The organism is Thermoflavimicrobium dichotomicum, assembly GCF_900114055.1.
GTDB lineage: Bacteria > Bacillota > Bacilli > Thermoactinomycetales > Thermoactinomycetaceae > Thermoflavimicrobium > Thermoflavimicrobium dichotomicum.
Genome location: NZ_FORR01000006.1, coordinates 140,668 through 164,187, shown reverse-complemented (window position 1 = coordinate 164,187; position 23,520 = coordinate 140,668). Strand labels below are relative to the sequence as shown.

Genomic DNA, 23,520 nt, shown 5'->3' with positions numbered 1-23,520 from the left:
AGGTTATTTCCCGAAGGAAATAACCCCGCTCGACTTGCATGTATTAGGCACGCCGCCAGCGTTCATCCTGAGCCAGGATCAAACTCTCCAAAAAAAGTTTGATTGCTCTATCGAATCAACGAGGTCATGCTTCACTCTTCAGTTTTCAAGGAACACTTGCCTTTATTTATTTCACCGCATTTCGCAGCGACAATTGAAATAATACCACCCTAAAATGAATAAGTCAACGACTTTTTGCAAAGAATAATTTTCCAAAGTTGAAGGTAGATATCCGATATAAAATAATTGGGACTAAATACGAGGCTGTTGAGAAACCCGGTTTTCCTTCTCCAGTTAAACGACTTCTTGCTTGTTTTTATAGAGCGGGAGTGAAATGGAAAAGGTAAACCGGCATACAATGGGCACTTTATCAAAAAGCTGAATAAGGACTTAATATCTGACTATTTTTTGTGTTGATTTTCTTCATCCTGTTTGGGCGTATGAAAAACATTCTGGATTTGCTCGCCAATATTTTTGACCAAGCCCTCAACCTGTTTAAGTACCTGGCTTACTTCTTCCATCTCTGGATCATCTTTTGCACGAATAATTCCAAATCGGATTTTTCTTTTCATATATACTTCCCTCGCTTTTTATCAAAAATCACATGGTTCTGCCTATTATATCACAAATATTCATTCTTTTCCGCTCCCTTCTTATTCAACAGAATTCTACAATTCTTTCAATTAGGGTATTGCCAACTTTCTAAACTTCCGCTATACTGTCCACTATAGATGAACATATGTATTTTCAACAAAAACAATTTGTGTGATAGGAGTAGGCATCCATGAATAATGAGACAGTAAAAGTAGGCTTGATGGGTTTTGGAACGGTTGGAACAGGTGTTGTACGGATTATTCAGGGCCATCAGGAAGATCTGGTCAAACAGACAGGTTTATCGATCCAAGTCGAAAAAATCCTGGTACAAAATCTGAACAAAAAGCGGAGTTTACAGGTACCCTCTGATTTACTGACAACGAATGCCTATGAGATTTTGTATTCTCCTGACATAGATGTCGTGATTGAAGTGATGGGTGGTATTCATCCAGCCAAAGAATACATTTTAACTGCCCTGGAACAGGGAAAACATGTCGTTACTGCCAATAAAGATTTAATGGCATTACATGGAGAAGAGATTCTAAGTAAAGCCAAAGAAAAACAATGTGATGTATTTTACGAAGCCAGTGTGGCAGGCGGCATTCCGATCCTGAGAGCACTGATTGAAAGTTTTTCTTCCGATCGAATTACCAAAATCATGGGAATTATCAATGGAACCACCAACTATATTTTGAGCAAAATGAGCCAGGAAGGAGCAGATTATCAGGAAGCATTGCAAGAAGCTCAGGCACTTGGATATGCCGAGGCGGATCCGACATCGGATGTGGAAGGATTGGATGCTGCACGTAAGATGGTGATTTTATCTACACTCGGGTTCCATATTCCGATGAAGTTGGATGAGGTGGAAGTAAAAGGGATTAGCCAGGTGACCAAAGAGGATATCGCTTATGCCAAGAAACTCGGGTATGAAATGAAGCTACTTGGCCTTGCTGAGCAAAACGGAAAAGGAATCGAAGTAAGTGTCGAACCGACTCTGGTTCACAAATCCCATCCCCTTGCTTCAGTCCATGGAGTGTTCAACGCGATTTATGTGCATGGAGAAGCCGTTGGTGAAACCATGTTCTATGGTCCAGGTGCAGGCGAGCTACCTACAGCCACTTCGGTGGTATCCGACCTTGTCACAGTTGTAAAAAACATGAAACTGTTGGTGAATGGCCAAGGAATTTCTTCCTCTTATAAAGAGAAAAAGTTAAAGGCGGATGATCATAAATACGCCAAATACTTCCTGCGGATGATTGTCTCAGATCAGCCTGGAGTATTTACGCAAATTTCGCAAGCATTGGCTGAGCAAAACATATCACTGGCTACCATTGTTCAACAGCCTCATCCAAAAGAAAAACAGGCCGAAATCATCATTATCACACACCGTGCAGCAAAAAGCAGCTTGAATCAAGCGCTCAGTCAAATGGAAAACATGGCCATTGTCTCTGAAATCAAAAGCTGTTACCGTGTCGAAGGAGGAGAAGCAGAATGGCTCGCCTAGCAGAAACCAGCTCAACAGATCGTATGGGAATCATCGCACGTTATCGAGAATACTTACCCGTAACAGATAAAACCCCTTTACTTACCTTACATGAAGGGAACACTCCGCTCATTTATGCAGAAAACCTGTCAAAGCAGCTTGGACTTCAACTTTACTTTAAATATGAAGGATTGAATCCAACCGGATCCTTTAAAGACAGAGGGATGGTCATGGCCGTTGCAAAAGCGGTGGAAGAGGGAAACACCACCATCATGTGTGCTTCCACAGGAAACACCTCCGCTTCCGCCGCTGCTTATGCAGCACGTGCCGGGTTGGATTGTATCGTTTTGATTCCAAGCGGAAAAATTGCCTTAGGAAAACTGGCGCAAGCGATTGCGTATGGAGCCAAAATCGTTTCGATTGACGGAAATTTTGACCAAGCGCTCTCCATCGCCCGTGACATTACGGCCCATGAACCCATTACCCTGGTCAACTCAGTCAATCCTTATCGGATCGAAGGGCAAAAAACTTCTTCGTTTGAAATTTGCGATACCTTGGGCAAAGCCCCTGACATTTTGGCAATCCCAGTGGGAAACGCCGGAAACATCACTGCTTATTGGAAAGGATTCAAAGAGTACAAAGCGATAGACAAAATCGGGCAACTTCCACGAATGTACGGATTCCAAGCTGCTGGAGCCGCTCCTTTGGTTCATGGCGAGCCTGTTCTTCAACCTGAAACAGTAGCCACTGCGATCCGAATTGGCAACCCTGCCAGCAAAGAAGGAGCTCTCAATGCCATCAAGGAATCATACGGTCTCATTGAGAGTGTAACGGATGAAGAAATTCTAGCTGCACAAAAATTACTCGCCCAGTCCGAAGGAATCTTTTGTGAACCGGCATCTGCCGCCTCACTGGCTGGGGTTATCAAACTGCGTCAAGCCAACCAGATCCAGGACGAAACCACCATCGTATGTGTTCTGACCGGAAATGGACTCAAAGACCCTGATATTGTCATCAACACAATGTCCTTTGAATCCCAGACCATCCCGGCTACTTATGATGCTGTGCTCTCCCTCATCAAAAAATAAAAAGGAAGTGAACAACATGAATCACTCCCTTTCTGTTCAAGTCAAAGTTCCAGCGAGTACGGCAAACCTGGGCCCGGGATTTGATACGATGGGTATGGCTTTTCAACTATACACAACGATTTCCATGCAGCTGGCGGAGACTACCCAAATTTCCCTCTCCGGTCAGGAATTACAAGGACTTCCTCATGATAAAAGCAACTTGCTTTATCGTGTGGCAGCTGATCTCTTCACTCGGGCTGGTTTACCCCAGCCAGAACTGACCATTGAAGTCAGCTCGGACATCCCTCTCACACGGGGACTCGGAAGTAGTGCAGCAGCCATCGTGGGAGCATTGGTTGCCGCCAACCAGCTGGCTGGCGAACCGTTTACCACGGATCAACTGTTTGCCTTGGCAACCCATTGGGAAGGTCATCCAGATAATGTAGGGGCTTCTCTCTTTGGCGGAATCGTGGTTGCGGCCATGCCCGAACATCCAGATGAACCCGTTCCCTATCTCAGACTGCCGGCTCCACCATTACAGGTACTCGTCACCATTCCAGATTTTCAGCTGGCTACAGCAAAAGCTCGCTCGGTTTTACCCAAAAACTATCCAAAATCGGATGTGATCTACAATATCGGGCGAAGCAGCCTACTCGTAGCTGCCCTTGCCCAAGGGCGTTTTGATCTCCTCAAAAAAGCGATGCGTGATCGCATTCACCAACCTTATCGTGCCGGACTGGTTCCAGGTCTTGACGAAATCCTTGAAGCTGCCCCAGACCATGGCGCATTGGGTGTCGCTCTTAGCGGAGCAGGTCCGACCATTTTATGCTTTTATCAAACAGAGCAGGAAAAACAGCAACTCTCTTCCTTTATTGCAGATGTGATGGCCAAACGTGAAATTACCTATCGAAGCATGTCCCTGCTCCCAGACTCGTCAGGTGTTCAAATCGATACATCTTTGCTATCTGCGATCGACTGAACCGATCAATCTGTTAAGGATGGCGAGTCTATCCAGAAAATATGGATACGATTCTCCCGTGCTTCGGGATGGGTTCCTTTCTCCGTGACGACTTCTGTACCATCACAGTCACTCCGTCAGGAACCCATCCCTCCGCTTTTTACAGGAAACAGAACACCTTTTTCATCCCTCTTATCGTGTTGATCAGCCACATGAGAGCCTGTGACAATCAAAGGGGCTCCTTTTCCAGTTGAGAAACGGAAAAGGAGCCCCAGCATTCAATACCCTGAAATCAGACAGATCTATTCCTTCTGCCCCGTCACATACAAGATATGATAAGTCGCATATACTCCATTGGCTACTTGATAGATTTGATCATACATTCTCATCACTTGGCCAAGCAACTTTCTGCTTTGACTCAATCGAAGCCGGTTTTCACTATAGCTGGCTCCGACTGCCTTCACCGCTTTTAAAAATGTATAGCAGTCGGGATATTCCAAACGATGAAACTGTTCAATGCCATCGACATTCTCCAGCCCTGCCTGTTTCCAGATCTGTTTCCAGTCATCCAAAGCCAACAACGGCAAATGATGTAAGGTTGACGGAAAACCCAGTTCTTCTTCCTTACGTCGAAACACATCAGACAATTCACGAAATGTCTGCGGGCCAAAGGTAGAAGTGATCATCCATCCATTTGGCGATAATACCCTGGACAGTTTTTGTATGGTTTTTGGTTTGTCTTGAAACCACTGGATGGTAGCATTGGAAACGATGAAATCAAATGGAGCAAACTTTGATAAATCCAGGGCCTCAATATCTCCTACCACAAATTGAATATTTTTGGCCTGATTCAACAGACTGCGCGCTTTGTTAACCATCTCCTCAGCAATATCTACTGCAACAATGGTTGAATTTGAAAATGCCTGAACCAACAAGTGAGTAAAAATCCCTGTTCCGCAACCAATCTCCAATATTCTCAGCTTTTCTTCCGATCTTGGAAGCAGTTTGACTAATTGCTCCGCCATCTTTCGTTGGACAAGAGCATGTCGATCATATGTCGCCACAGCTTGATTAAATTGTTTGGCAATCTTTTTCTTTAATAGTAACGACATCCAATCGCCCCTTTATCCAATCGGTAAACGCACTTGGTCTTGTCCAAAATGGAACATGCCCTACCTGTTCCCAAACTGTAAGCTCGGCTCGAGGCAATTTTTCGGCTAAAACCTGGGCCCCCTTCAACGGACAAATATCATCTTCCGCTCCTGTCAACAAAAACACGGGAACATCGATGTCATGAAACAAATGATCCATCTGAAACTGTTTTAAATAATCCAACCCCGCTTTAAGAGCATCCACTGCTGGAATTTCACTTCCTCTCCATCGTGACCAATTCTCCAAAAACCCTGCTTCCCGTTCAGAGACTGAAAACATCTGGCCATCAAATGCCGAAAGAACTTGCTCCGGTTTTTTCACCAACTGTCGTTTCATCCATTCCAGTTGGCGAGGATCACATCCATGGGAAAACACGGATGATCGCACAAATTGTACTGTACTTCCCACCAAAAACATCGCCTGGATTTTCTTCTGATCCATGGCAGCAAGCTCTAATGCCACCAATGATCCGAGTGACCAACCAACGATGATCGCTGAAGACGATGTGATGTTCTCCCATGCCTGTTTTCCTTTTTCACGGATCGCTTCCACATCGGGACAATCATTGAAATCAATCAGAGCATGCCTGAAATCCGGAAACGGTTGTATTATTTCTTGCCACACAGCCGCAGGGACCGACCATCCTGAAAACCACAAAAAGGTAATCGACTCGGTCATTTCAAATCACTTCCAACTCTTTGGCGATCTCTTTGATAACATGGACAGCTTTGCGTAAATCGTCCCACTCATGGTTCGCCATGATGGACAGACGGATCCGGGCGGATCCCTTCGGTACAGTTGGAGGGCGTATGGCAACAGACAGGATGCCACACGCCAACAACTTTTCGCTGAAAGCAAGTGTTGTACGTTCATCTCCCAAAACAATCGGAATGATTTGGGTCGAGGAAGAACCAATATCCAATCCGGCCTCTCGAAGCTCCCTCCGCACATATTGGCTTTTTTCAGCGAGCATCTGGCGCAATTCGTTTCCATTTTGCACCAATTTCAGTGCTTTGCGAATTCCGCCAACAACCGTTGGAGGCAAGGCCGTTGTATAGATCAAGCTTCGACAAGTATGAACCAAATACTGAATCCATTCTTTCTTTCCAGCTATATAAGCGCCGTAAACTCCAAACGCTTTACTGAACGTTCCCATATGAAGATCAACCTGCCCATGTATCCCCAGCTGATGTGCCATGCCTTGTCCCTCTTCACCAAACACACCGCCCGCATGCGCTTCGTCAATCATCAAAGCGGCACCATATTTTTCTTTGAGAAAAATGATTTCCTTTAAGGGAGCCACATCGCCATCCATGCTAAAAACGCTATCTGTTACGATTAGCCTTCGTTTAATCCCTTTCTGCTCTGCTTTTTTTAGCTGCAGTTCCAAATGATTCAAATCCCCGTGATGATATCGGTAATGAACGGCCCCACTTAGCCGAATCCCATCGACTATACTGGCATGATTCAACCGATCACTAAACACCGCATCATGCCGCCCCAGAAAAGCAGATAAAATCCCTACGTTTGCCATATAGCCATTGGCAAACACCAATGCAGCTTCCTTGTCTTGAAAACGGGCCAGCTCATACTCCAGCTCTTCGATTGCTTCATCATGACCAATAATCAGTCGGGAAGCGACTCCACCTGCTCCCCGTTCTGCCGCTTCTTTTTCAGCAGCAATGATCTCAGGATGACCAGCCAAACCCAGATAATTATTGGAAGAGAAGTTTAACAGCTGTTTTCCCTGGTACACCAGCACAGGCTGGCAGACCTGCCTGACCGGTCGCAACTCGCGTTTTAAACCAGCCTCAGCGAACGACTGTAAACGATGTTGAATCATCTCATTCCAATACTTCGTCATTCAGATAGCCTCCCAAATCTGAACAAGCGGCTGAAGGTCGATGGATCGTTGACTGGCCTCTCGAATCGTTTCTGTTGTCAATTCAGATAACCATGGCATTTTTCCAAGGACAGGAATGCCAGCCAATTGCTCCATCCATTGCGGATTCTCTGCAACACTTGGATCTTCTGCCAAAAGCTCCTCAGACCATCCGTTAATCACTACCCCCACAGGGTGAAGGCCTTTTTGCTTTGCCCATAAAGCCGTTAACGCCGTATGGTTCACCGTTCCCAAATTCGGTCGGGCCACAATCAAGAGTGGAAGCTCCATCGCTTTGGCCAAATCGGCAACAGTCCAATTTCTTCCCAGCGGCACCAACAAACCGCCGGCTCCTTCAACCAGCACGATATCATATTGGGCAGCCAAGTCCTGGTAAGACCGTAATATCTGCTCCAGTTCAATGACTTGTCCCTCTTTTTCAGCGGCTACACCTGGAGCGACTGGCAGCGTAAAGTGGTACAGAACAATTCGCTCAATCGGCTCAGAAGAACGGGTCCATTGTTTCAGACACATGCCATCGCCAGCTGGATCTTCCCGCAGATTCCCGCTTTGCACAGGCTTCATGACCGCCACTTTATAACCTTTTTCCTGCAAAGCCAACGCGAGCCCGGCAGTAACCACTGTTTTCCCTACACCCGTATCTGTTGCGGTAATGAACAATCCCTTGCCTCGACTCATCCTTCCGTCACCTCCGCAATGGCCCGATACAAAATATCGACCATTTCCTTCAGTTCGCTTTCCGTTGATACCAGTGGCGGCATGAATGTAACCACATCTCCGAGTGGCCGTGTTAACATTCCCAGATCACGTGCTTTGCGGCAGACTTTGACTCCCATCGCTTCTTCCCAGGGATAAGGCTCTTTGCTCTGTTTCTCCTTCACAAGTTCAATCCCAATCATGAGCCCAAGCTGTCTGACTTCCCCCACATGGGCTAACTCATCAAATCGTCTGAATGCTCGCTCAACTACTTTACTCATTTCCTGTACATGAGAAATGACATTTTCCTTTTCATAAAGATCCAGATTGGCTAAAGCCACCGCACAACCCAATTGGTTTCCTGTATACGAATGCCCATGATAAAAGGTCTTCGCTTCCTGAAAATCTCCATAAAACGCATCGTAAATTTCATCGGATGTCAACGTTGCTGCAACAGGTAAATAGCCACCGGTCAATTTTTTGCCCACCATCATAATGTCCGGTTCTATCCCCTCATGCTCAGAAGCAAACATCTTGCCCGTTCGCCCAAAGCCTGTGGCTACCTCATCCACCAATAACAGAACATCATACTGGCGGCAAAGTTTTTCTACCTCAGATAGAAATCCACTCGGCATCATAATCATACCGCCGGCTCCCTGCACCATCGGTTCCACGATCAAACCCGCGATATGATCCGCTTTTTCTTCCAGCTTTTGCTGTAACTCACTCAAACAGGCTTCTACACATTCTTCCACTGTGCCCTCAAATCGGTATGGATACGGATATGAAACTTTTTCAGTTGGAAACAGCAAACGATCAAAGGCTTGATGGAACAAATCAATCCCGCCAACACTGACCGCACCCAGAGTATCGCCGTGATATCCATTTTTCATGCTGAGAAACAATTGCTTCTCAGGCCGTCCCCGATGTTTCCAATATAGAAAGGCCATTTTCAATCCGATTTCCACTGCCTCTGCTCCACTGTCCGAATAAAACACTTTCTGCAAACGGCCAGGGGTAATCTGTACCAAACGCTCTGCCAACAGAATGGCCGGAATATTTGCAGCGCCCAATAACGTTGAATGTGCAATTTGGTTCAACTGCTCGACAATCGCCTGATTCAACTCTGGACGATTATGCCCCAGTGGATTGAGCCAGACCGATGCATTTCCATCGTAGTACTCGTTGCCCTTTACATCGATGAGCTTCACGCCTTTTCCTCTGGCTATAATGACTGGTTCGTCCTGTAGATATTCTTTCATTTGGGTAAACGGATTCCAAAGGTATTTTTTATTTTTTTCCAATAATTGTTCGTATGTATGATTCATCATTTGTCACCTCAAATGTAAACTATTATTTTATCAAGGTTTACATTTGAGGTAAGTATATCATTTATGCTTCATCCTGTCTATGCAAGATACAGAAACAAAAAGAAGATCCTGTTAAAGGCGATAGGATCTTAACAGCTTGTTGACAAAATATTCTTTATATACCGGTTTTCCTTTTCCGTTTCACTCCCGTTGCTTAAAAACGAGCAAGAAGTCGTTCAACTGGAAAAGGAAAACCAGGTTTGTCGACAGCCTCAGAAGATCCTGTTGATAGCAATAGGATCTTCCTGAAATATTGCTCATGGTTTCATTTCCACACTTCCCGATAAACTCGCAGCCAGTTCCCGCCCAGAATTTGTTCAATGTCACTTTCCTTATATCCATGTTTCAACAATGCCTCTGTAATCTTGGGAATCTCCCCATGCCCCTTGATGACATCAAATGGTTTACGGGGAATCTGAGCCAACGTCTCAGGAGCGATATACTTCATGAAATCTTCGCACAAATCGAGTCCAAGGCCCATATGCTCGATCCCTACTAACCTTTTGATATGATCCATGTGGGCAAGAAGACCATCAACATTTGCTTGTTCATCCGTGTCGGCTACCACGAAACTGACTGCATTGATCCCGATCACACCGCCTTTTTCGGCAATCGCCTTAATCTGATCATCGCTCAGATTGCGTGGTGAAGGGCAGATACTGCGGCAATTGGAGTGGGAAGCAATAACAGGATGCCGGGCAGCTTCCATCACATCCCAAAAACCCTCATCATTCAAATGTGTGACATCGAGCACAATTCCCAATTCTTCCGCTTTCTCGATCAACTCGAAACCAAAATCCGAAAGTCCTCCCTGTTTTCTTTTTCTCCCAAGAATGAAATCGCTTCCATCCCCTGCATCATTGCGTCGACTCCAAACAAATCCCAGCTTCCTCAAACCCAGTTCATAAAAAATACGCAACAAGTTCACATCGCGATATAGTGGTTCGGCCCCTTCCAAAGAAAGGATAAACCCGATTTTCCCCTCTTCCTCTGCTTTTTGAATGTCCGCCACGGATCGACATAAGCTAATAACCTCAGGCGATTCATCCATCTCCGCATACAATGCCTGAATCTGATTTAGCGCTTTTCGCAAGCTCATCTCTGGAACAAATTGATTATCTATGTAGATCGCAGCAACAACTGTATTCACTCCACCTTCTCTGAACTTTGGCAAATAATCGGTTTCAATGACTTTTTTCCGTCCATATCCTCGTTGAATCTCTACATCCATCAATAAATCAAAATGCGCATCAACAATATGAGCGCACTGATGGATTTGCTTGACTTGCTCCATCATGATCCCTCCTATTTTTACAGGTTAATTCGCTTTATTTTGAATATAATTGTTATATTAATATACTATCATTTTATATCTATTAAATAGAAGCGTTTGAAAGTATACCATAAGGCTACTTTTCCGCTCTCATCATCTGCCAAGTTTCAAGCCCCAGCCTATGAATGTTTATACAATCATATCGAATCAACTAAAAATAAGCTTGATCTAACAACAATTCGAAATGGTATATAATAAAAAAAATCGATAATCAAAACAAATCAAAGGATTGAGTCAACATGCCTTCAAACCATATTCACCTTAACCATTCACTTGTGATTGAACAACTGACCAGTCATGATATTCAAGATATTGTGAATCTATCAACCCTGCTTGGTTGGGACTACTCAGCTGAGGAAATCCATCTGATCCTGGAAACAGGGTTCTTATTTGGACATCGAAACCATCGAGGAAAGGTCATTTCGACTGCAGCCATTTTTCCATATAAAAAAAACTTCGCCTCATTGGGAGTCGTCATGGTCGACCCAGATTTTAGACGAAGAGGACTTGCTACACAATTGGTTCAAAAATGTATGGAAACAGTATCAGGCATTCCTATCATGTTGATCGCGACCGAAGAAGGAAAACCCTTATATGAAAAACTTGGATTTAAAACGGCGGGAACCTTATATAAGCTAATAGCGCAAAAATACAAGGGGACGCAAACCGTTCATGTTGATGACTATACAATCCATTCTCTGACGGATGCACACATGAAAGCCATACTAAAACTGGATCAACAAGCTTTTGGCGCCGATCGTGGGACTTTCCTGAAGAAAAGGATCAAACAAGCGACACTTCGTGCTGTACTTCTCAATCAGTCAAAAGAAGTGGCAGGATATGCACTGGGCGTTCAAACTCCTGAGCTACTGATCATCGGCCCCGTTATCGCTCCAAATTCATTGGCTGCCAGTCTCCTTGTCCAACATATTGCCAGCAGACATCCAGGTCCCATGCGGATCGACATCCCTTCCGAACATCCATCTTTATCTGATTTCCTGATTTCAAATGGATTTGAAATTGTTCGCCAGCCACCTGTCATGACATATCATTTTGATCATTTTCCCAATCGACCTCATTTATTTGCATTAGCCGCCCAAGCTTACGGTTAATTGATTGAACAGAACATGTTTGATCATCCGTTGTCAAATGAAAGTAAAGACTGTTAACCTCTTTGGACTTGCTAAGTTCCCTTTAGCTACAGGGTTCCTTTTCCATTTTTGCTTCTGCTGCTTTTCTCAATCAAAAACTCGCTCCACAGGAAAAGGAACCTTTAGTCTATTTTTTCTAGTCGTTATTTTTAAATCCCTATCCACTTATTTTCGGTTATCTATCTTTACAGCACATCTTCATGTAAAAATATAAAAACCAAACAGCATGATTCTGTTCATCTGCTGCTGCACGGCGAAATATATGCTGGATATATTTATCTTTTGCACGATCAGCAATATCCAAGTAAAAATCAACCGTTTCTTGTTCATCTTTAAAAGCAATTTTTAACCCTTCTTTGTAATTTTTCGGACATGGTTCCGTAATAGCTGGACTAGGCTGTCGACCAGTCAGCCTTGTATAAATCTTGGAAAATATCCGATAGTGTCGAACCTCATCCTCATAAATTTCCAATATCTATCTCTTTTCCTCTGTATTTCAAATATACGTTATGTACCTGTCATCAAAATGGTACTCTCAAGCACATTAGATAAAATGGTTAAATGACTTATATCACATGTAAATAATTCTCATATCCTGTATTGAATTTCCATTACTAAGCAAAAGGAGAGAATCAAAATGAGTGAAACGTTACATTGGCCCCATGGTTACCATGGTGTGGAAAGCCCTTATTATGATGACCCTGTAAGAAGATTAAGACCGTATCCATCCAAAAGGAAAACTCTCTGCACTGTTGAACCTATTGTTCAATATGGTCTACGGGAAGCCAGATATACCTCCGTAGAACATGCGATGCGCGAAGCAACAGCCATTGCCTATTTGGTCGGAAGGGGATATGATCCAAGGACAGCCCACCGAATTGTAGAATCTTGGGAAGTGAACGAAAGGTTCTAAATGAAATCCTTATGCGAACATAATGTGTAGCTTGATTGACATCGTCGGTTAAATTTTTTGTTTAATAGTGATTAGTTTCTTGACTGGTAAGACAAAAACTTTCCATATTCTTATAATTATCTTTCCATCTTGGTAAATCGAGCCAGCCTAAATTACAGATTAGGCTGGTTTTTGTTAGTTAGAAGGGTGCTAATCATTAACACTTGAATGAATGACCTCTTGTTAGATCTGAGCCTTGGACAGCCATTTCTCCGCAATCGACTATAGCTTGTTAATAGAGAGGTTGCTGCATCTTCCATTAGGTACTCCCTTTGGTCACGGCAATGGTTGCAAAAGTGGAGTAGATTTGATACTAACATGTATAAGCGTAGGTTGTGTGCTATTTTTCGCATGTAACATCACTTCACGTAATTCCTCAACACTATTTACCCTATACCCCATACCACCACAGCATTCGGCAAATCTGGCAAAGTCGATGCTGGAATAAGATACGCCATGAATAAATCCAAACTTGATCCGCTCCTCATTTAGTTCCTTGCCCAGTCCTAAGTTGTCCAAGACGATAACTGTAATTGGTAAGTTATAGGACACCGCTGTACTAAATTCTGCCATCAACATGGAAAATCCGGCGTCTCCAACGATGGCGAAAACAGGACGGCTCGGTTGAGCCACTTTTGCACCGATCGCAGCAGGCAGTCCAAAGCCAACACTGCGCCATAGCCACGACAAAAGAACTTGCTGTTGTTTACCGCGAAAAACCTCGCCCCACCAATACGTATGGTCTCCTGTATCTACTGCCAATATCGCATTGTCTGGCAAAATACTTTCCAGTTCTCTCATTACTTTGGCAGGTTCCATTGGAATGGCTTCGTTTAATACAGTTTCAACCCGACGGTTCCAAGTTTCTTTAGATTTCTTTATTTCGTTTACCCAGTCTGGTTTTTTATTCTCATCAATCGACTGAATCATGGTTGAGAGGACTGTCTTGGTATCGCCTGCAATTCCAAGATCGGCATGATAGTGCTTCCCGATGTTTTCGGGTAAAACATCCAGTTGCATGATCCGGTAATTTTGAGCCAAACGGTATAGTGGTTCAGGCCACCACGTTGAACCGATCACAAACAAAAGATCAGAACGAGCGGCAATTTCCTTGGACGTATCTGTTCCCGCACCGCCTATGACACCTAATCCCAGAGGATGATCTTCCGGGAACAGCCCCTTTGCTGGCAAACTGGTAATCACACCTGCATCGATCTTTTCTGCCAATTGCCTGACAAGGTCTTCTGCCCCCATTGCTCCCCTTCCAATCAAGAAGACAGGTTTTTGAGCGCTTCTCAACATTTCGATTCCATGTTCGATAATATAAGAAGGTGATTGTGCGAGTGTTCCGAGAAACGGTTCGAAAGGATAAATTGTCCCCGTGGTCGGCATGGTTAACAGATCACTTGGAATCCCAATATGCGACACTTTTTTTCGAGCCAATGCTTTTCTCATTGCTTCCTTTACGATTTTGGTCGTCGCTTCTGGGACTCCCAGTGTGGTATTGTATACAGTCATGTCTTCATAAAGCAAACCTGGTGTAAACTCTTGTTGATGCTCCGTTCCTCTATATTTTCCAGGAACTAGACCGGTAATGGCCAAAACAGGCACGCCGTCTTTGTAGGCATCGTACAATCCGTTCACAAGATGAGCAGCTCCCGGACCTCCGGAGGCCAGACAAACCCCTAACCGATTGGATGCTTTGGCATAAGCCGATGCCATGAATGCTGCACCTTCTTCGTGGCGTACAAGATAAAAACGGATCTTGCTTTTCTCTATTGCTTGTAAGAGAGGAATGTTGAACACACCAGGCATGCCAAAGATCGTGTCAACACCCCAAGCCTCTAATTGCTTGATCACCAGGTCTGCCACCATCCGCTTTTCTTCTGACCAACCGGAACTATCGGTTTAGTTTCAACAGTCAACATGGTTGCCATTATTACTTCAGCCCTCCGCTCTTCAGTTATTGACATATTTTTTGTATTTCACTGGAAAATATGGCGTTTTTTCTCTTCTTGGTTTTTTGCCGTTTTTCTTATCGAAATTATTATGGCTATGTAAGGTGTTGGTTTATGCTGATTCCCCAACTACGTTGCCACGTTTAGAAAACATCAAAAAGCCCTGAACATATTTAGTACAGGGCTTTTTGATGTGTCATTACCAATGTTTAGGAATCTTATTCTTCCCAATAACGAAGTCTGCATTTGAATGCCAGCTTTTCGGTCAGAAGGGGCCCATACAGGTAAAGGAACGGTTCTCTTTTGCAGTTGATTTCCGATTAACGACATGATTAAGATTCGCCAGTCGTAGGAAAAAATCGTCAGCTATTTATTTTCATCCTTCTGGTGATGACCATCCCCTGAACATAAAAAAATCCGCCATTCGTTCCCCACTTAAAAATTGGAAGACTTCTGGCGGGTAAGATTAAATTCAGGATTTCATTTCAATTGCTTTCATAACTTCTTATTCCTTTAACCCCTGTCTCGCTATGGCTTTACAATGAGTTTTCCCCATGTTTTTCGATTGGCCAAAAGATTCAACGCTTTCGGTAACTCTTCAAACGGAAACTCCCTATATAGAAGGGGGCGGATCGCACCCTGTTCGTATAATGTCATAAGGTGATTATGTGCTTCTACAACACGTTCCGGCATAAGTCTGCGGAACAATCCCCAATGTACTCCGACCACAGAATAATTCTTAACCAAAGCATGGTTAGTAGGTGCATTTGCGATGCGGCCTCCGGCGAAGCCTATGACGAGCAAACGTCCTTCAAATGCAATGCATTTTCGAGATCGATCGAACGTATCTCCGCCAACCGGGTCAAAAATCACATTTGCCCCACGACCTTTCGTAACTTTCTTAACAATGTCTGCAAAATCCTCCGCCAGATAATCAATTGCCACCTCAGCACCCAGATCTTTGCAAATCTGGACTTTTTCCGCGCCTCCTGCAGTAGCAATAACACGCGCCCCCGCTGCGCACCCTAATTGTATGGCCGCAGAACCCACTCCTCCAGATCCGGCATGCACCAGCAACACTTCTCCAGGCTGTATTCTAGCGCATCGATGCAGAGCATAGTAAGCGGTCTGGTAGGTGATAAACATCGATGCAGCCTCATTCCAGGATAACGAATCTGGAATCGGATAGACGTAATCCTCGGGAACCGAGACCCATTCTGCGAGACCTCCAGACGGCAATCGCGGCGTAGCAAGTACCCGTTGGCCCACTTTGAGGGAAACACCTTCACCAACCGACGTAATGGTTCCGGAAATTTCTGCTCCGGGAGTAAAGGGCAACGATGGCTTTTCTTGATATTTTCCCTGACACAACAAAATATCAAAAAAATTTAAAGCAACTGCTTCTACCTTAATTAATACTTCTCCTGAACCCGGCTGTGGTTTCGGCAACTCCTCCAGATGCAGGACTTCACCAGGATCACCCAGTTCTTTAACCACCCAAGCACGCATATCTCTTTCCTCCTCTACCTGTAATTCTATTAAGATCACTTTTTGGTCATATCCCAGTTGGCATTCGCTTGCATTATTAACCATAACTACATACCAACCAGTTAGTATATGGATTCTATAACATTTTGTCATTTATCCCATTCAACAGTATCTCAAGATATGTTTGAATGAGTTCATCTTCTGACACAGGACCGTCAGGATTAAACCAATTGTAGCTCCAATTGCACATTCCCAGAATCGCAAATGTCACAAGATCAGCCCTTAAATCGGCTCGAAATTCTCCCCTTTCTATTCCCATTTCGATTATTTTTTGTAAATTCAACCGGAATTGACTTCTCTTATTTTTGATGATCACGTAATGATCTTGATTAAGGTTAATCAATTCGCGAAAGAAAATCTTTGCCTTACGGCCATGTGTCTTTATTTGTTTTATTAATAACTGAACATTTTCAAATACTTTCGTTTTACAGTCTTTACTTGGATCAGCCAGAATTTGTTGCTGTTTTATCAAGAGTTCATCAATATACATTAATTGAATATCCATTAACAATTGTTCTTTGGAATCAAAGTAATAGTAAAAAGTTCCTTTCGTTACACCTAGTGCATCTACAATATCTTGAATCGACGTTTCACTAAATCCTTTTATTTCAAATAATTTAATGCTCTCTTCCACAATTTTCTGCTTCATAATTTGGCCCCTTTCTTACTGGCAACTGAGATGATTGTATAAAAAATTGAGATTGTTGCACAATTCTCCGTCGGTTCGCGATTAAACCGCTTCCGCAACGCCACAGCAGGTCTAAAGTCGCTCAGCGCTCCCCTAGCAAGTTTTCTATTCATTTATGCAACATGCTCAATTATTAAAACAATTATAATTTGTGAAGATCCCATCATCAACAACAGGCTTCTTTAACAGAAAGAGCGAATTGTGTCTGCAACGAGCGGGCCTTACAGTGACAAGAAGTTTTATGAGTTAAAATAGCTCGATGAACTTCTATGATTGAAAAAGAGGTCCGGGGAGAATCATGCAACATGATCCACATTAAAAAGAGGGGCCTTTTTTGATTAAGGAACTAATATTATCTTGCCTGTTGTCTGACGGCTTTCCAAAAGTTCATGAGCTTTTCCAGCCTCTTCGAGCGGAAATGTTTGTCCAATAATTAATTTTAATTTCCCCTCACCCACATAGTTAAGCAGCTCCTTTACACTCTCTTGATACAACGCGGGACGTTCCATAATACGTGGCAACCAGAACCCTATAACACTCGTATTTCTTTGCATAAGAACAGCAGGATCAAACCGGGTCTTTTCACCACCTGCTCGACCGTAAATGACCAGTCGTCCAAATTTCGCCAGGCATTGTAAACTTTTCTTGAATATATCTCCCCCTACCATTTCAAGCACGATATCGATACCTCTTCCTTCCGTTAGATCCATTACTTGATCCTTCCAATTTTCGTCTGTATAATTGACCCCAACATCCGCTCCTAATGAACAGGCAAGTTCCAATTTGTCCGAGCTGCTAGCTGTAGCGATCACTTGCCCTGCTCCCATTAACTTCGCCAACTGAACTGCCAACGTTCCAACTCCTCCTGCTGCGGCATGAACCAACACGGACTCACCTTGGGCCAATTGCCCTGATGTCTTCAATATATGATACGCACTGAGCCCTTGAACCAGGATGGCAGCAGCCTGTTCAAAATCAACATCTTCCGGAATGGGAATTAGCTGCTTTTCATGAAGAGCTACATACTCCGCATAGCACCCTTTTTCGGTTAAGGCAACCACACGGTCCCCCACCTTAAAACGAGTTACGTCAGGCGAGACCTCTGTAATCACTCCTGCTGCTTCGGAACCCGGGATGTAAGGAAGAGGTGTTTTCGCTAAATATTGGCCATAGCGGCGAGCTGTGTCCGCAAAGTTTACCCCCGCTGCCTTGACTTGTACCAATACACCACCTGGATTTAACGTTGGCACTGGAATATCTACTACCTGTAATACATCAGGTTTTCCATACTCACTAAATTGAATCGCTTTCAAATGTTTCATCCCCTATATGCTGGTGTTCATTGTTGCTTCAGGAAGTTTTGTCGCCAACTGGAGTAGCAATAAAAATTGATTTTGCAGGAATCAGGCTTACCAATCCCGCTTCCATCCCCCGTGATAACAGCAATATCCCCAGAATAACGGCTGATGTTTATCCCTCATCTGGAACCGGTGTTTATTTTTCATTTTAACGCTTGAATGAAGCCGCTCCGTCATCAACGCAAAAAACATGTCCGTTCAAAAAGGAAGCCTCGTCGCTGGCCAGAAAGGCTACCACCTGAGCGACTTCCTCCGGTGTACCTGCCTTGCCTCTCATCTGCGCCTTTTCAATGATGTTCCAAAGAGTCGGATTATTCCTCCACTCACTTACAATGTTCGTATCGATCAGTCCGGGTGCAATTCCGACCACTCTGATGTTAAAGCGGGCTAAATCAAGAGCTGCCGATTTTGTCATCATGACCACGGCCCCTTTACTGGCGTGATAAGGGAAATGTTTACGATCGGCAATAAATCCATAGATAGAGGCTGTATTGATGATCACGCCACCGTGATCTTTCATCGCGTTTGCTGCGGCCTTGATCCCGTAGAAAACACCGTGCTGATTCACCGCCACTGTTCGATGGTATTCTTCAACTGGCATGTCGAGCACATTATATCGTGTGTTCGTTATACCCGCATTGTTGAACATGATATCCAATTTTCCATAAAGTCCCAGTGTTTGTTGGACAAGCAATTCCACGCTTTCATACGAAGAAGTATCAACAGCAATGTAAGCAGCTTCTCCTCCCTGTTCTTTAATGCTTGTAGCTGTCATCGCTCCAGATTCGGGATTTATATCGGCAACTACCACCTTTGCTCCTTCCTGAGCAAACTTTTGTGCGGTTGCACGGCCGATCCCACTTCCAGCCCCGGTTACGATCGCCACTTTGTTCGCTAGCCTCATTTCCATCTCCCATTTCATCACATGATTTTTTATTAAAATATCCGGTTGTTCTCTGATGATGCAGCCTCAGACACCCGTAGAGCCTGGCTGGAACGCTTCATCGTAATAACCGCCAGGCTCCTTCATTTACCGTCTGTCCAACCGTGAGCAATCCGTAATTTTGCAAGATTGCCGCTCAGTGACCCCGGCGTTTTTTCAGCTCCTCTTCTTGCAGCTTTCTCCAGAGGATTTTGCCGCTGCCTGAAAGAGGGAGACTCTCTACGAACTCGACAATCCGCGGGTATTTATACGCTGCCATCTTCCCTTTGGACCACTCAATGATGTCCTGTTCGGTAACTTTGCCCTGATCCTTCTCGTTCAGGATAATAAATGCCTTGACGGTCTCCCCTCTTCTCGGATCTGGCACACCGATGACACAAGCCTGTTGTACTGCCGGGTGTTTGTATAAAATGGATTCCACTTCCGTCGGCCATACCTTGTACCCTGAGGCGTTAATCATGCGCTTGATGCGATCCACCATGAAGAAATATCCTTCCTCATCGTATTTCGCGATGTCTCCCGTTCGGAAAAACGATTTGCCTTCAATGGTCACAAAACTCTCCTGGTTTTCTTTCGGACGATTCCAGTATCCTTTCAGAACCTGGGGTCCACTAACAATCACTTCCCCTTCTTCTCCGGGGCCCAGTTCCTTCAAAGTCTCAGGATCAACAATACGGGCATCCACGTCAAAAGATGGGATTCCCATACATTGAAGCTTCGGCCGGTCCGGCGGATTGAAATGCGTTTGCGCCATGGTTTCGGTAAGCCCGTATCCTTCCGCATAATACAGGCCGGTCATTTCATACAGCTTTTGCCCGACGGCTTCGGGAAGCGGGGCTCCCCCGCCATTGATCGTATTCAATGTGTCCAGCTTGTACTTTGATAGATTTGGATTTGAGAGAAAGTCAACCACCATTGTGCTGATATTGGTCCAGTGTGTACAACCGTATTCCTGAATCAGTTTCCCTGCGACGTCCCGGTCCCAACGGCTCATGATTACCATCGTACTGCCCGCATAAATCGGAGCGTTCATACTGTGCTGCATCCCGGTAACATGAAAGAATGGCAATGTTCCTAACACAACCGCATCAGCAGTCATGTTTGCCCACACACTTGCACCTACAGCGTTGGCCTGAACGGTTGCATGAGTATGAATGCAACCCTTCGGCCGCCCTGTTGTCCCGGATGTATAGGGCAGTACAGCCATATCGTCCGAATCCGCGGTAAGCGGCCCGGGTTGAGAGCCATGCTGAAGAGCATCCTGCCACAAAACCACTCCTTCTTCCCGAATATGTTGACGGGGTGCGGTCACCATATCAGGGCATTCGTATTCCATATCCGGGGAGACATAATCGGAATAAGCGGCAACAAGCACGTGTTTTAACCCGGTCTGGCCCTGCTTGAGTGGTGCAATTCGGTCATACAGTTCCTGCCCGACAATCGCTACTTCGGCCTGTGCATCCTCAATATAGAAAGCCAGCTCTTCGGTAAGATTCATCGGGTTGATCGGCACCACTACAGCATTTGCTCTAAGAATGGCATAAAAGGCGATGACAAATTGAGGGGAATTCTGCAGATCGAGAAGAATCCGGTCTCCTGCTGAAACACTCCATTCTCTTTGTAAAAATCCAGCCAACGCATTAACTTCGTTCAGCAAATCCCGATAGGAAATGGAACGCCCGTAGTAGACGATGGCGGTTTTATCAGGATATCGCTGAGCGGAAACTTTCAGGTTATCAAACAATGTTGTTTTCGGCACCGTCAACGTTTTTGGTACCCGTTTTGGCCAAAATGGATAATGTCTGTCCATCATGGCAGCGTAATCACCACCCGGATCGGAATTTCAACTTTCTCATGATCCCACAGATGCGCGGAATGGTTTCTCATCGCTATAAAAGCTCCCCAACTTTCACATGTCCTTTAAGCAAATTCCTTGCTATAATAAGACGCTGAATTTCATCCGTTCCATCATAGATCCTCCACAGCCTAGCTTCACGGTACCAGCGTTCAATCGGCAGTTCTTTTGTATATCCCATCCCTCCAAAGATCTGAAGAACGCGGTCGACCACTCGGTTTCCCATATTCGCCCCAAATAACTTCGCTATGGAAGCAAGATGTCGATTGTCCCGACCTTGATCAAGAGTCCATGCGGCATTCAATACGAGCCATTTTGCGGCTTCTATTTCAACCGCTGAATCCGCAATCATCCATTGAATCGCCTGTCTCTCCGCAATGGGTTTTCCAAAAGTAATCCTTTGCTTCGAGTAATCAATTGCCATCTGAAGGAGACGCTCTGCTGCTCCAACGGCAATCGCTCCGACTACCCAACGGGCGTAGGAAATCCATTCCAAACCTAACCGAAAACCACCATTCAACTCACCAAGAATATTTTCTTCCGGTACTCGTACATTTTCGAAAATTAAGGAAGCAGGTGCCCATTCTCCCATTGTTTGGATAGGCTCGGACCGCCACCCCATTTCTCTGTCGACCAGAAAACAAGTGACTCCGCCGTGTCCTTTTACATTCTTGTTTGTAACAGCAAAGACCATGGCAAAATCGGCTTCATTTCCATTGGTGATAAAGATTTTTTCACCGTTTAGGATATAGTGGTCTCCGTCTTTTTCGGCCGTCATCTTAATATTCGAGGGATCGGAACCAGCACCGGGCTCTGTTAAGGCAAAACAGGACTTTCGCTCGCCGTTAATGGTAGGAATCAAATACTTTTTTTTCTGCCAATCATTGCAATAGTACAAAATATTGTCAGCATGTCCGCCAAATCGAAATGGCACGAATGTTCTTCCTGTTTCCATTAAAACGATCGCCTGCATCAATGCTCCCAGATTGGCTCCACCATACTCTTCTGGCGTATTTATGCCCCAAAATCCGGCCTTCTTTGCCTTCTCCTGAAGTTCCTTGATTTTCTCACGAGTTATTCCCGGCCGTCCTTCTCTCTCATTTCGAAGCACTTCAGGTTCCAATGGCATCAATTCACGTTCAACAAATTGTCTAACCGTTTTTTGAATCATTCTCTGTTCATCGGTTAAGTTGAAATTCACCAATAATCTCTCCTCTCAAGTGAAACAGACGGATACTAAAATCAATCGATTAAATTAGCGAGCACTTTGGGATAATTCCCAGGCACGAATCATTAAGCTACGGGCCCGATCCCCAAAATTAGCAAATCGTTCATCCTCCGTTTGTCCTTTTTTCCAACGGTAATAAATTTGTTGAACAATAACCGCCAACTTAAAGTAAGCAAATGTTAAATAAAAATGGATTTGTGAAACATCCCGTCCACTTTTTTTCGCATAGGCTTCAATAAATTGTTCCCGAGACATAAAACCGGGCAAAAGGGTTATCGAATGCTTCCCCATCCAATACTTAAGTGCATCCGGATCATCATCCTGAGTCCAATAACTCAAAGCGCAGCCCAAATCCGCAAGAGGATCTCCGATGGTGGCCATTTCCCAGTCAAAAATACCAACCATTTTACTTAAGTCATTATAGTCAAACATGACATTGTTTAGCTTATAGTCATAATGGATAACGGTAGGATGAGGGGAAACGGGCAAATGGTCAATCATCCATTTTTTCAGTTCTTCCACTCCTTCGATTTCATCTGTCTTCGCACGTTCATAGCGGGCAATCCAACCAGTTACCTGACGTTTCATAAATCCTTCCGGAAATCCTATTTCATTCAGGCCTGCTGCCTCATAATCGATACTATGAAGCTCCACCAGCCGGTCTACCATCGCTTGAGAGATTTGATGACAGATCTCCCGGGTTGGAGTGTAAGGTTTCGGAAATTCGCTATCCAATACAATGCCGCACCGTCTTTCCATTAAATAGAACGGACTGCCGATTATCTCTTCATTATCACTAAACAAATACGGTTTAGGAGCAAGTGGAAACACGGGATGGAGCTTGCTTAATATCTTATATTCGCGGCCCATATCATGAGCTTTGGGGGCAACAGGACCAAGAGGAGGCCTGCGAAGAACCGCCTCCCAGTTCCCTATACGCAATAAATACGTCAAATTGGAAGCTCCTGTAGGAAATTGACGGATTTCCAAAGGCGAATCATCTAAACCTTCTATCTTTTCCCGCAAGAAGTTCTCCAGTCGTGGAAGATTCAATTCTTCCCCTTTGCGTACAGAAATGGTGTCCTGTTCGGCTTGTTTCTGTTCTTTCTGATCTTTATCAGTCATGAAGACCACCTTACTTATGTTTGAAATTAGGGTCACGTTTTTTCGATAAACGCTTGAATTAAATTTCCCATCCGGTCACTTATGCATCTGTATATTGATATCACCTAATACTAACCAGT

General features: G+C 44.5%; 20 protein-coding genes, 1 rRNA gene and 1 pseudogene. 5 read left to right on the top strand and 17 right to left on the bottom strand.

Annotated features, from left to right (window positions below):
* Both BMZ78_RS08500 and BMZ78_RS18760 read right to left on the bottom strand, forming a co-directional pair.
* Positions 1-94: ribosomal RNA gene (locus tag BMZ78_RS08500) — 16S ribosomal RNA — on the bottom strand; the annotation flags it as partial.
* A gap of 346 nt (positions 95-440) precedes the next feature.
* Positions 441-611: a hypothetical protein gene (locus BMZ78_RS18760; protein WP_175482369.1), complete on the bottom strand. Its 171-nt coding sequence runs from the start codon at positions 609-611 to the stop codon at positions 441-443.
* A 212-nt stretch (positions 612-823) separates the two neighbouring features.
* Between BMZ78_RS18760 and BMZ78_RS08495 the strand changes: the two genes are divergently transcribed.
* From BMZ78_RS08495 to thrB, 3 genes are read left to right on the top strand one after another with little or no spacing between them, the layout of a single operon-like run.
* A complete protein-coding gene (locus BMZ78_RS08495; protein WP_093229541.1) occupies positions 824-2,137 on the top strand; it encodes a homoserine dehydrogenase in 1,314 nt (437 codons plus the stop codon).
* A complete protein-coding gene (thrC, locus tag BMZ78_RS08490; protein WP_093229539.1) occupies positions 2,125-3,204 on the top strand; it encodes a threonine synthase in 1,080 nt (359 codons plus the stop codon). Before BMZ78_RS08495 ends, thrC begins: the two co-directional genes overlap by 13 nt.
* 16 nt (positions 3,205-3,220) lie before the next feature.
* A complete protein-coding gene (gene thrB / locus BMZ78_RS08485; RefSeq protein ID WP_093229538.1) occupies positions 3,221-4,162 on the top strand; it encodes a homoserine kinase in 942 nt (313 codons plus the stop codon).
* A 281-nt stretch (positions 4,163-4,443) separates the two neighbouring features.
* Here thrB and bioC read toward each other — a convergent pair whose 3' ends face one another.
* The 6 genes from bioC to BMZ78_RS08455 all read right to left on the bottom strand — a co-directional run bounded on the left by bioC (position 4,444) and on the right by BMZ78_RS08455 (position 10,556).
* Positions 4,444-5,253 (bottom strand): malonyl-ACP O-methyltransferase BioC, encoded by an 810-nt coding sequence (gene bioC, locus BMZ78_RS08480; RefSeq protein ID WP_093229537.1) that lies wholly within the window; start codon positions 5,251-5,253, stop codon positions 4,444-4,446.
* A complete protein-coding gene (locus BMZ78_RS08475; protein WP_093229552.1) occupies positions 5,213-5,971 on the bottom strand; it encodes an alpha/beta fold hydrolase in 759 nt (252 codons plus the stop codon). The genes bioC and BMZ78_RS08475 overlap by 41 nt, the downstream gene beginning before the upstream one ends.
* Before the next feature lies 1 nt (position 5,972).
* Positions 5,973-7,157: an 8-amino-7-oxononanoate synthase gene (bioF, locus tag BMZ78_RS08470; RefSeq protein WP_093229535.1), complete on the bottom strand. Its 1,185-nt coding sequence runs from the start codon at positions 7,155-7,157 to the stop codon at positions 5,973-5,975.
* Positions 7,158-7,874 (bottom strand): dethiobiotin synthase, encoded by a 717-nt coding sequence (gene bioD, locus BMZ78_RS08465; RefSeq protein WP_093229534.1) that lies wholly within the window; start codon positions 7,872-7,874, stop codon positions 7,158-7,160.
* On the bottom strand, positions 7,871-9,220 hold the full coding sequence (bioA, locus tag BMZ78_RS08460; RefSeq protein WP_093229533.1) for an adenosylmethionine--8-amino-7-oxononanoate transaminase: 1,350 nt from the start codon (positions 9,218-9,220) through the stop codon (positions 7,871-7,873). The genes bioD and bioA overlap by 4 nt, the downstream gene beginning before the upstream one ends.
* Positions 9,221-9,527: 307 nt before the next feature.
* Positions 9,528-10,556, bottom strand: coding sequence for a dipeptidase (locus BMZ78_RS08455; protein WP_245739790.1), 1,029 nt, complete (start codon positions 10,554-10,556; stop codon positions 9,528-9,530).
* 278 nt (positions 10,557-10,834) lie between these two features.
* On the opposite strand from BMZ78_RS08455, the gene BMZ78_RS08450 reads away from it, so the two are divergent.
* Positions 10,835-11,707 (top strand): GNAT family N-acetyltransferase, encoded by an 873-nt coding sequence (locus BMZ78_RS08450; RefSeq protein WP_093229530.1) that lies wholly within the window; start codon positions 10,835-10,837, stop codon positions 11,705-11,707.
* Positions 11,708-11,921: 214 nt separating this feature from the next.
* Here the strand turns inward: BMZ78_RS08450 and BMZ78_RS08445 are convergent.
* Positions 11,922-12,221: pseudogene (locus tag BMZ78_RS08445) on the bottom strand (ferritin family protein); the annotation flags it as partial.
* A 162-nt stretch (positions 12,222-12,383) separates the two neighbouring features.
* Here BMZ78_RS08445 and BMZ78_RS08440 point away from each other — a divergent pair.
* The gene (locus tag BMZ78_RS08440) at positions 12,384-12,659 is read left to right on the top strand and encodes a hypothetical protein (RefSeq protein ID WP_245739789.1); all 276 of its coding nucleotides are present in this window, start codon (positions 12,384-12,386) and stop codon (positions 12,657-12,659) included.
* Positions 12,660-12,974: 315 nt separating this feature from the next.
* Here the strand turns inward: BMZ78_RS08440 and BMZ78_RS08435 are convergent, their stop codons facing one another.
* The 8 genes from BMZ78_RS08435 to BMZ78_RS08400 all read right to left on the bottom strand — a co-directional run bounded on the left by BMZ78_RS08435 (position 12,975) and on the right by BMZ78_RS08400 (position 23,401).
* Positions 12,975-14,573, bottom strand: a complete 1,599-nt coding sequence (locus BMZ78_RS08435; protein ID WP_093229527.1) for a thiamine pyrophosphate-binding protein — start codon at positions 14,571-14,573, stop codon at positions 12,975-12,977.
* A 611-nt stretch (positions 14,574-15,184) separates the two neighbouring features.
* Positions 15,185-16,165 carry an NADPH:quinone oxidoreductase family protein gene (locus BMZ78_RS08430; protein WP_093229525.1) on the bottom strand — a complete coding sequence of 327 codons (981 nt, stop codon included), beginning with the start codon at positions 16,163-16,165 and terminating at the stop codon, positions 15,185-15,187.
* 115 nt (positions 16,166-16,280) lie between these two features.
* Complete coding sequence (locus BMZ78_RS08425) at positions 16,281-16,853, bottom strand: TetR/AcrR family transcriptional regulator (protein WP_093229524.1); 573 nt, start codon at positions 16,851-16,853, stop codon at positions 16,281-16,283.
* 377 nt (positions 16,854-17,230) lie between these two features.
* Positions 17,231-18,205: a quinone oxidoreductase family protein gene (locus BMZ78_RS08420; protein WP_093229522.1), complete on the bottom strand. Its 975-nt coding sequence runs from the start codon at positions 18,203-18,205 to the stop codon at positions 17,231-17,233.
* 193 nt (positions 18,206-18,398) lie between these two features.
* Positions 18,399-19,154, bottom strand: coding sequence for an SDR family NAD(P)-dependent oxidoreductase (locus BMZ78_RS08415; protein ID WP_093229521.1), 756 nt, complete (start codon positions 19,152-19,154; stop codon positions 18,399-18,401).
* A gap of 175 nt (positions 19,155-19,329) precedes the next feature.
* Positions 19,330-21,006 (bottom strand): long-chain fatty acid--CoA ligase, encoded by a 1,677-nt coding sequence (locus BMZ78_RS08410; RefSeq protein ID WP_093229519.1) that lies wholly within the window; start codon positions 21,004-21,006, stop codon positions 19,330-19,332.
* Positions 21,007-21,082: 76 nt separating this feature from the next.
* The gene (locus BMZ78_RS08405; protein ID WP_093229518.1) at positions 21,083-22,249 is read right to left on the bottom strand and encodes an acyl-CoA dehydrogenase family protein; all 1,167 of its coding nucleotides are present in this window, start codon (positions 22,247-22,249) and stop codon (positions 21,083-21,085) included.
* A 54-nt stretch (positions 22,250-22,303) separates the two neighbouring features.
* Positions 22,304-23,401 (bottom strand): phosphotransferase family protein, encoded by a 1,098-nt coding sequence (locus BMZ78_RS08400; protein WP_093229516.1) that lies wholly within the window; start codon positions 23,399-23,401, stop codon positions 22,304-22,306.
* Positions 23,402-23,520: the final 119 nt, after the last annotated feature.

What these genes read in the sequence shown, in the direction of transcription:
- BMZ78_RS08435 (WP_093229527.1), bottom strand. Translation starts at nt 14,573, where the DNA reads ATGGTGGCAGACCTGGTGATCAAGCAATTAGAGGCTTGGGGTGTTGAC.
- BMZ78_RS08415 (WP_093229521.1), bottom strand. Translation starts at nt 19,154, where the DNA reads ATGAGGCTAGCGAACAAAGTGGCGATCGTAACCGGGGCTGGAAGTGGG.
- bioC (WP_093229537.1), bottom strand. Translation starts at nt 5,253, where the DNA reads ATGTCGTTACTATTAAAGAAAAAGATTGCCAAACAATTTAATCAAGCT.
- BMZ78_RS08475 (WP_093229552.1), bottom strand. Translation starts at nt 5,971, where the DNA reads ATGACCGAGTCGATTACCTTTTTGTGGTTTTCAGGATGGTCGGTCCCT.
- thrC (WP_093229539.1), top strand. Translation starts at nt 2,125, where the DNA reads ATGGCTCGCCTAGCAGAAACCAGCTCAACAGATCGTATGGGAATCATC.
- bioA (WP_093229533.1), bottom strand. Translation starts at nt 9,220, where the DNA reads ATGAATCATACATACGAACAATTATTGGAAAAAAATAAAAAATACCTT.
- BMZ78_RS18760 (WP_175482369.1), bottom strand. Translation starts at nt 611, where the DNA reads ATGAAAAGAAAAATCCGATTTGGAATTATTCGTGCAAAAGATGATCCA.
- BMZ78_RS08450 (WP_093229530.1), top strand. Translation starts at nt 10,835, where the DNA reads ATGCCTTCAAACCATATTCACCTTAACCATTCACTTGTGATTGAACAA.
- BMZ78_RS08425 (WP_093229524.1), bottom strand. Translation starts at nt 16,853, where the DNA reads ATGAAGCAGAAAATTGTGGAAGAGAGCATTAAATTATTTGAAATAAAA.
- BMZ78_RS08440 (WP_245739789.1), top strand. Translation starts at nt 12,384, where the DNA reads ATGAGTGAAACGTTACATTGGCCCCATGGTTACCATGGTGTGGAAAGC.
- thrB (WP_093229538.1), top strand. Translation starts at nt 3,221, where the DNA reads ATGAATCACTCCCTTTCTGTTCAAGTCAAAGTTCCAGCGAGTACGGCA.
- bioD (WP_093229534.1), bottom strand. Translation starts at nt 7,874, where the DNA reads ATGAGTCGAGGCAAGGGATTGTTCATTACCGCAACAGATACGGGTGTA.
- BMZ78_RS08495 (WP_093229541.1), top strand. Translation starts at nt 824, where the DNA reads ATGAATAATGAGACAGTAAAAGTAGGCTTGATGGGTTTTGGAACGGTT.
- BMZ78_RS08410 (WP_093229519.1), bottom strand. Translation starts at nt 21,006, where the DNA reads ATGATGGACAGACATTATCCATTTTGGCCAAAACGGGTACCAAAAACG.
- bioF (WP_093229535.1), bottom strand. Translation starts at nt 7,157, where the DNA reads ATGACGAAGTATTGGAATGAGATGATTCAACATCGTTTACAGTCGTTC.
- BMZ78_RS08430 (WP_093229525.1), bottom strand. Translation starts at nt 16,165, where the DNA reads ATGCGTGCTTGGGTGGTTAAAGAACTGGGTGATCCTGGTGAAGTCCTG.
- BMZ78_RS08455 (WP_245739790.1), bottom strand. Translation starts at nt 10,556, where the DNA reads ATGGAGCAAGTCAAGCAAATCCATCAGTGCGCTCATATTGTTGATGCG.
- BMZ78_RS08400 (WP_093229516.1), bottom strand. Translation starts at nt 23,401, where the DNA reads ATGACTGATAAAGATCAGAAAGAACAGAAACAAGCCGAACAGGACACC.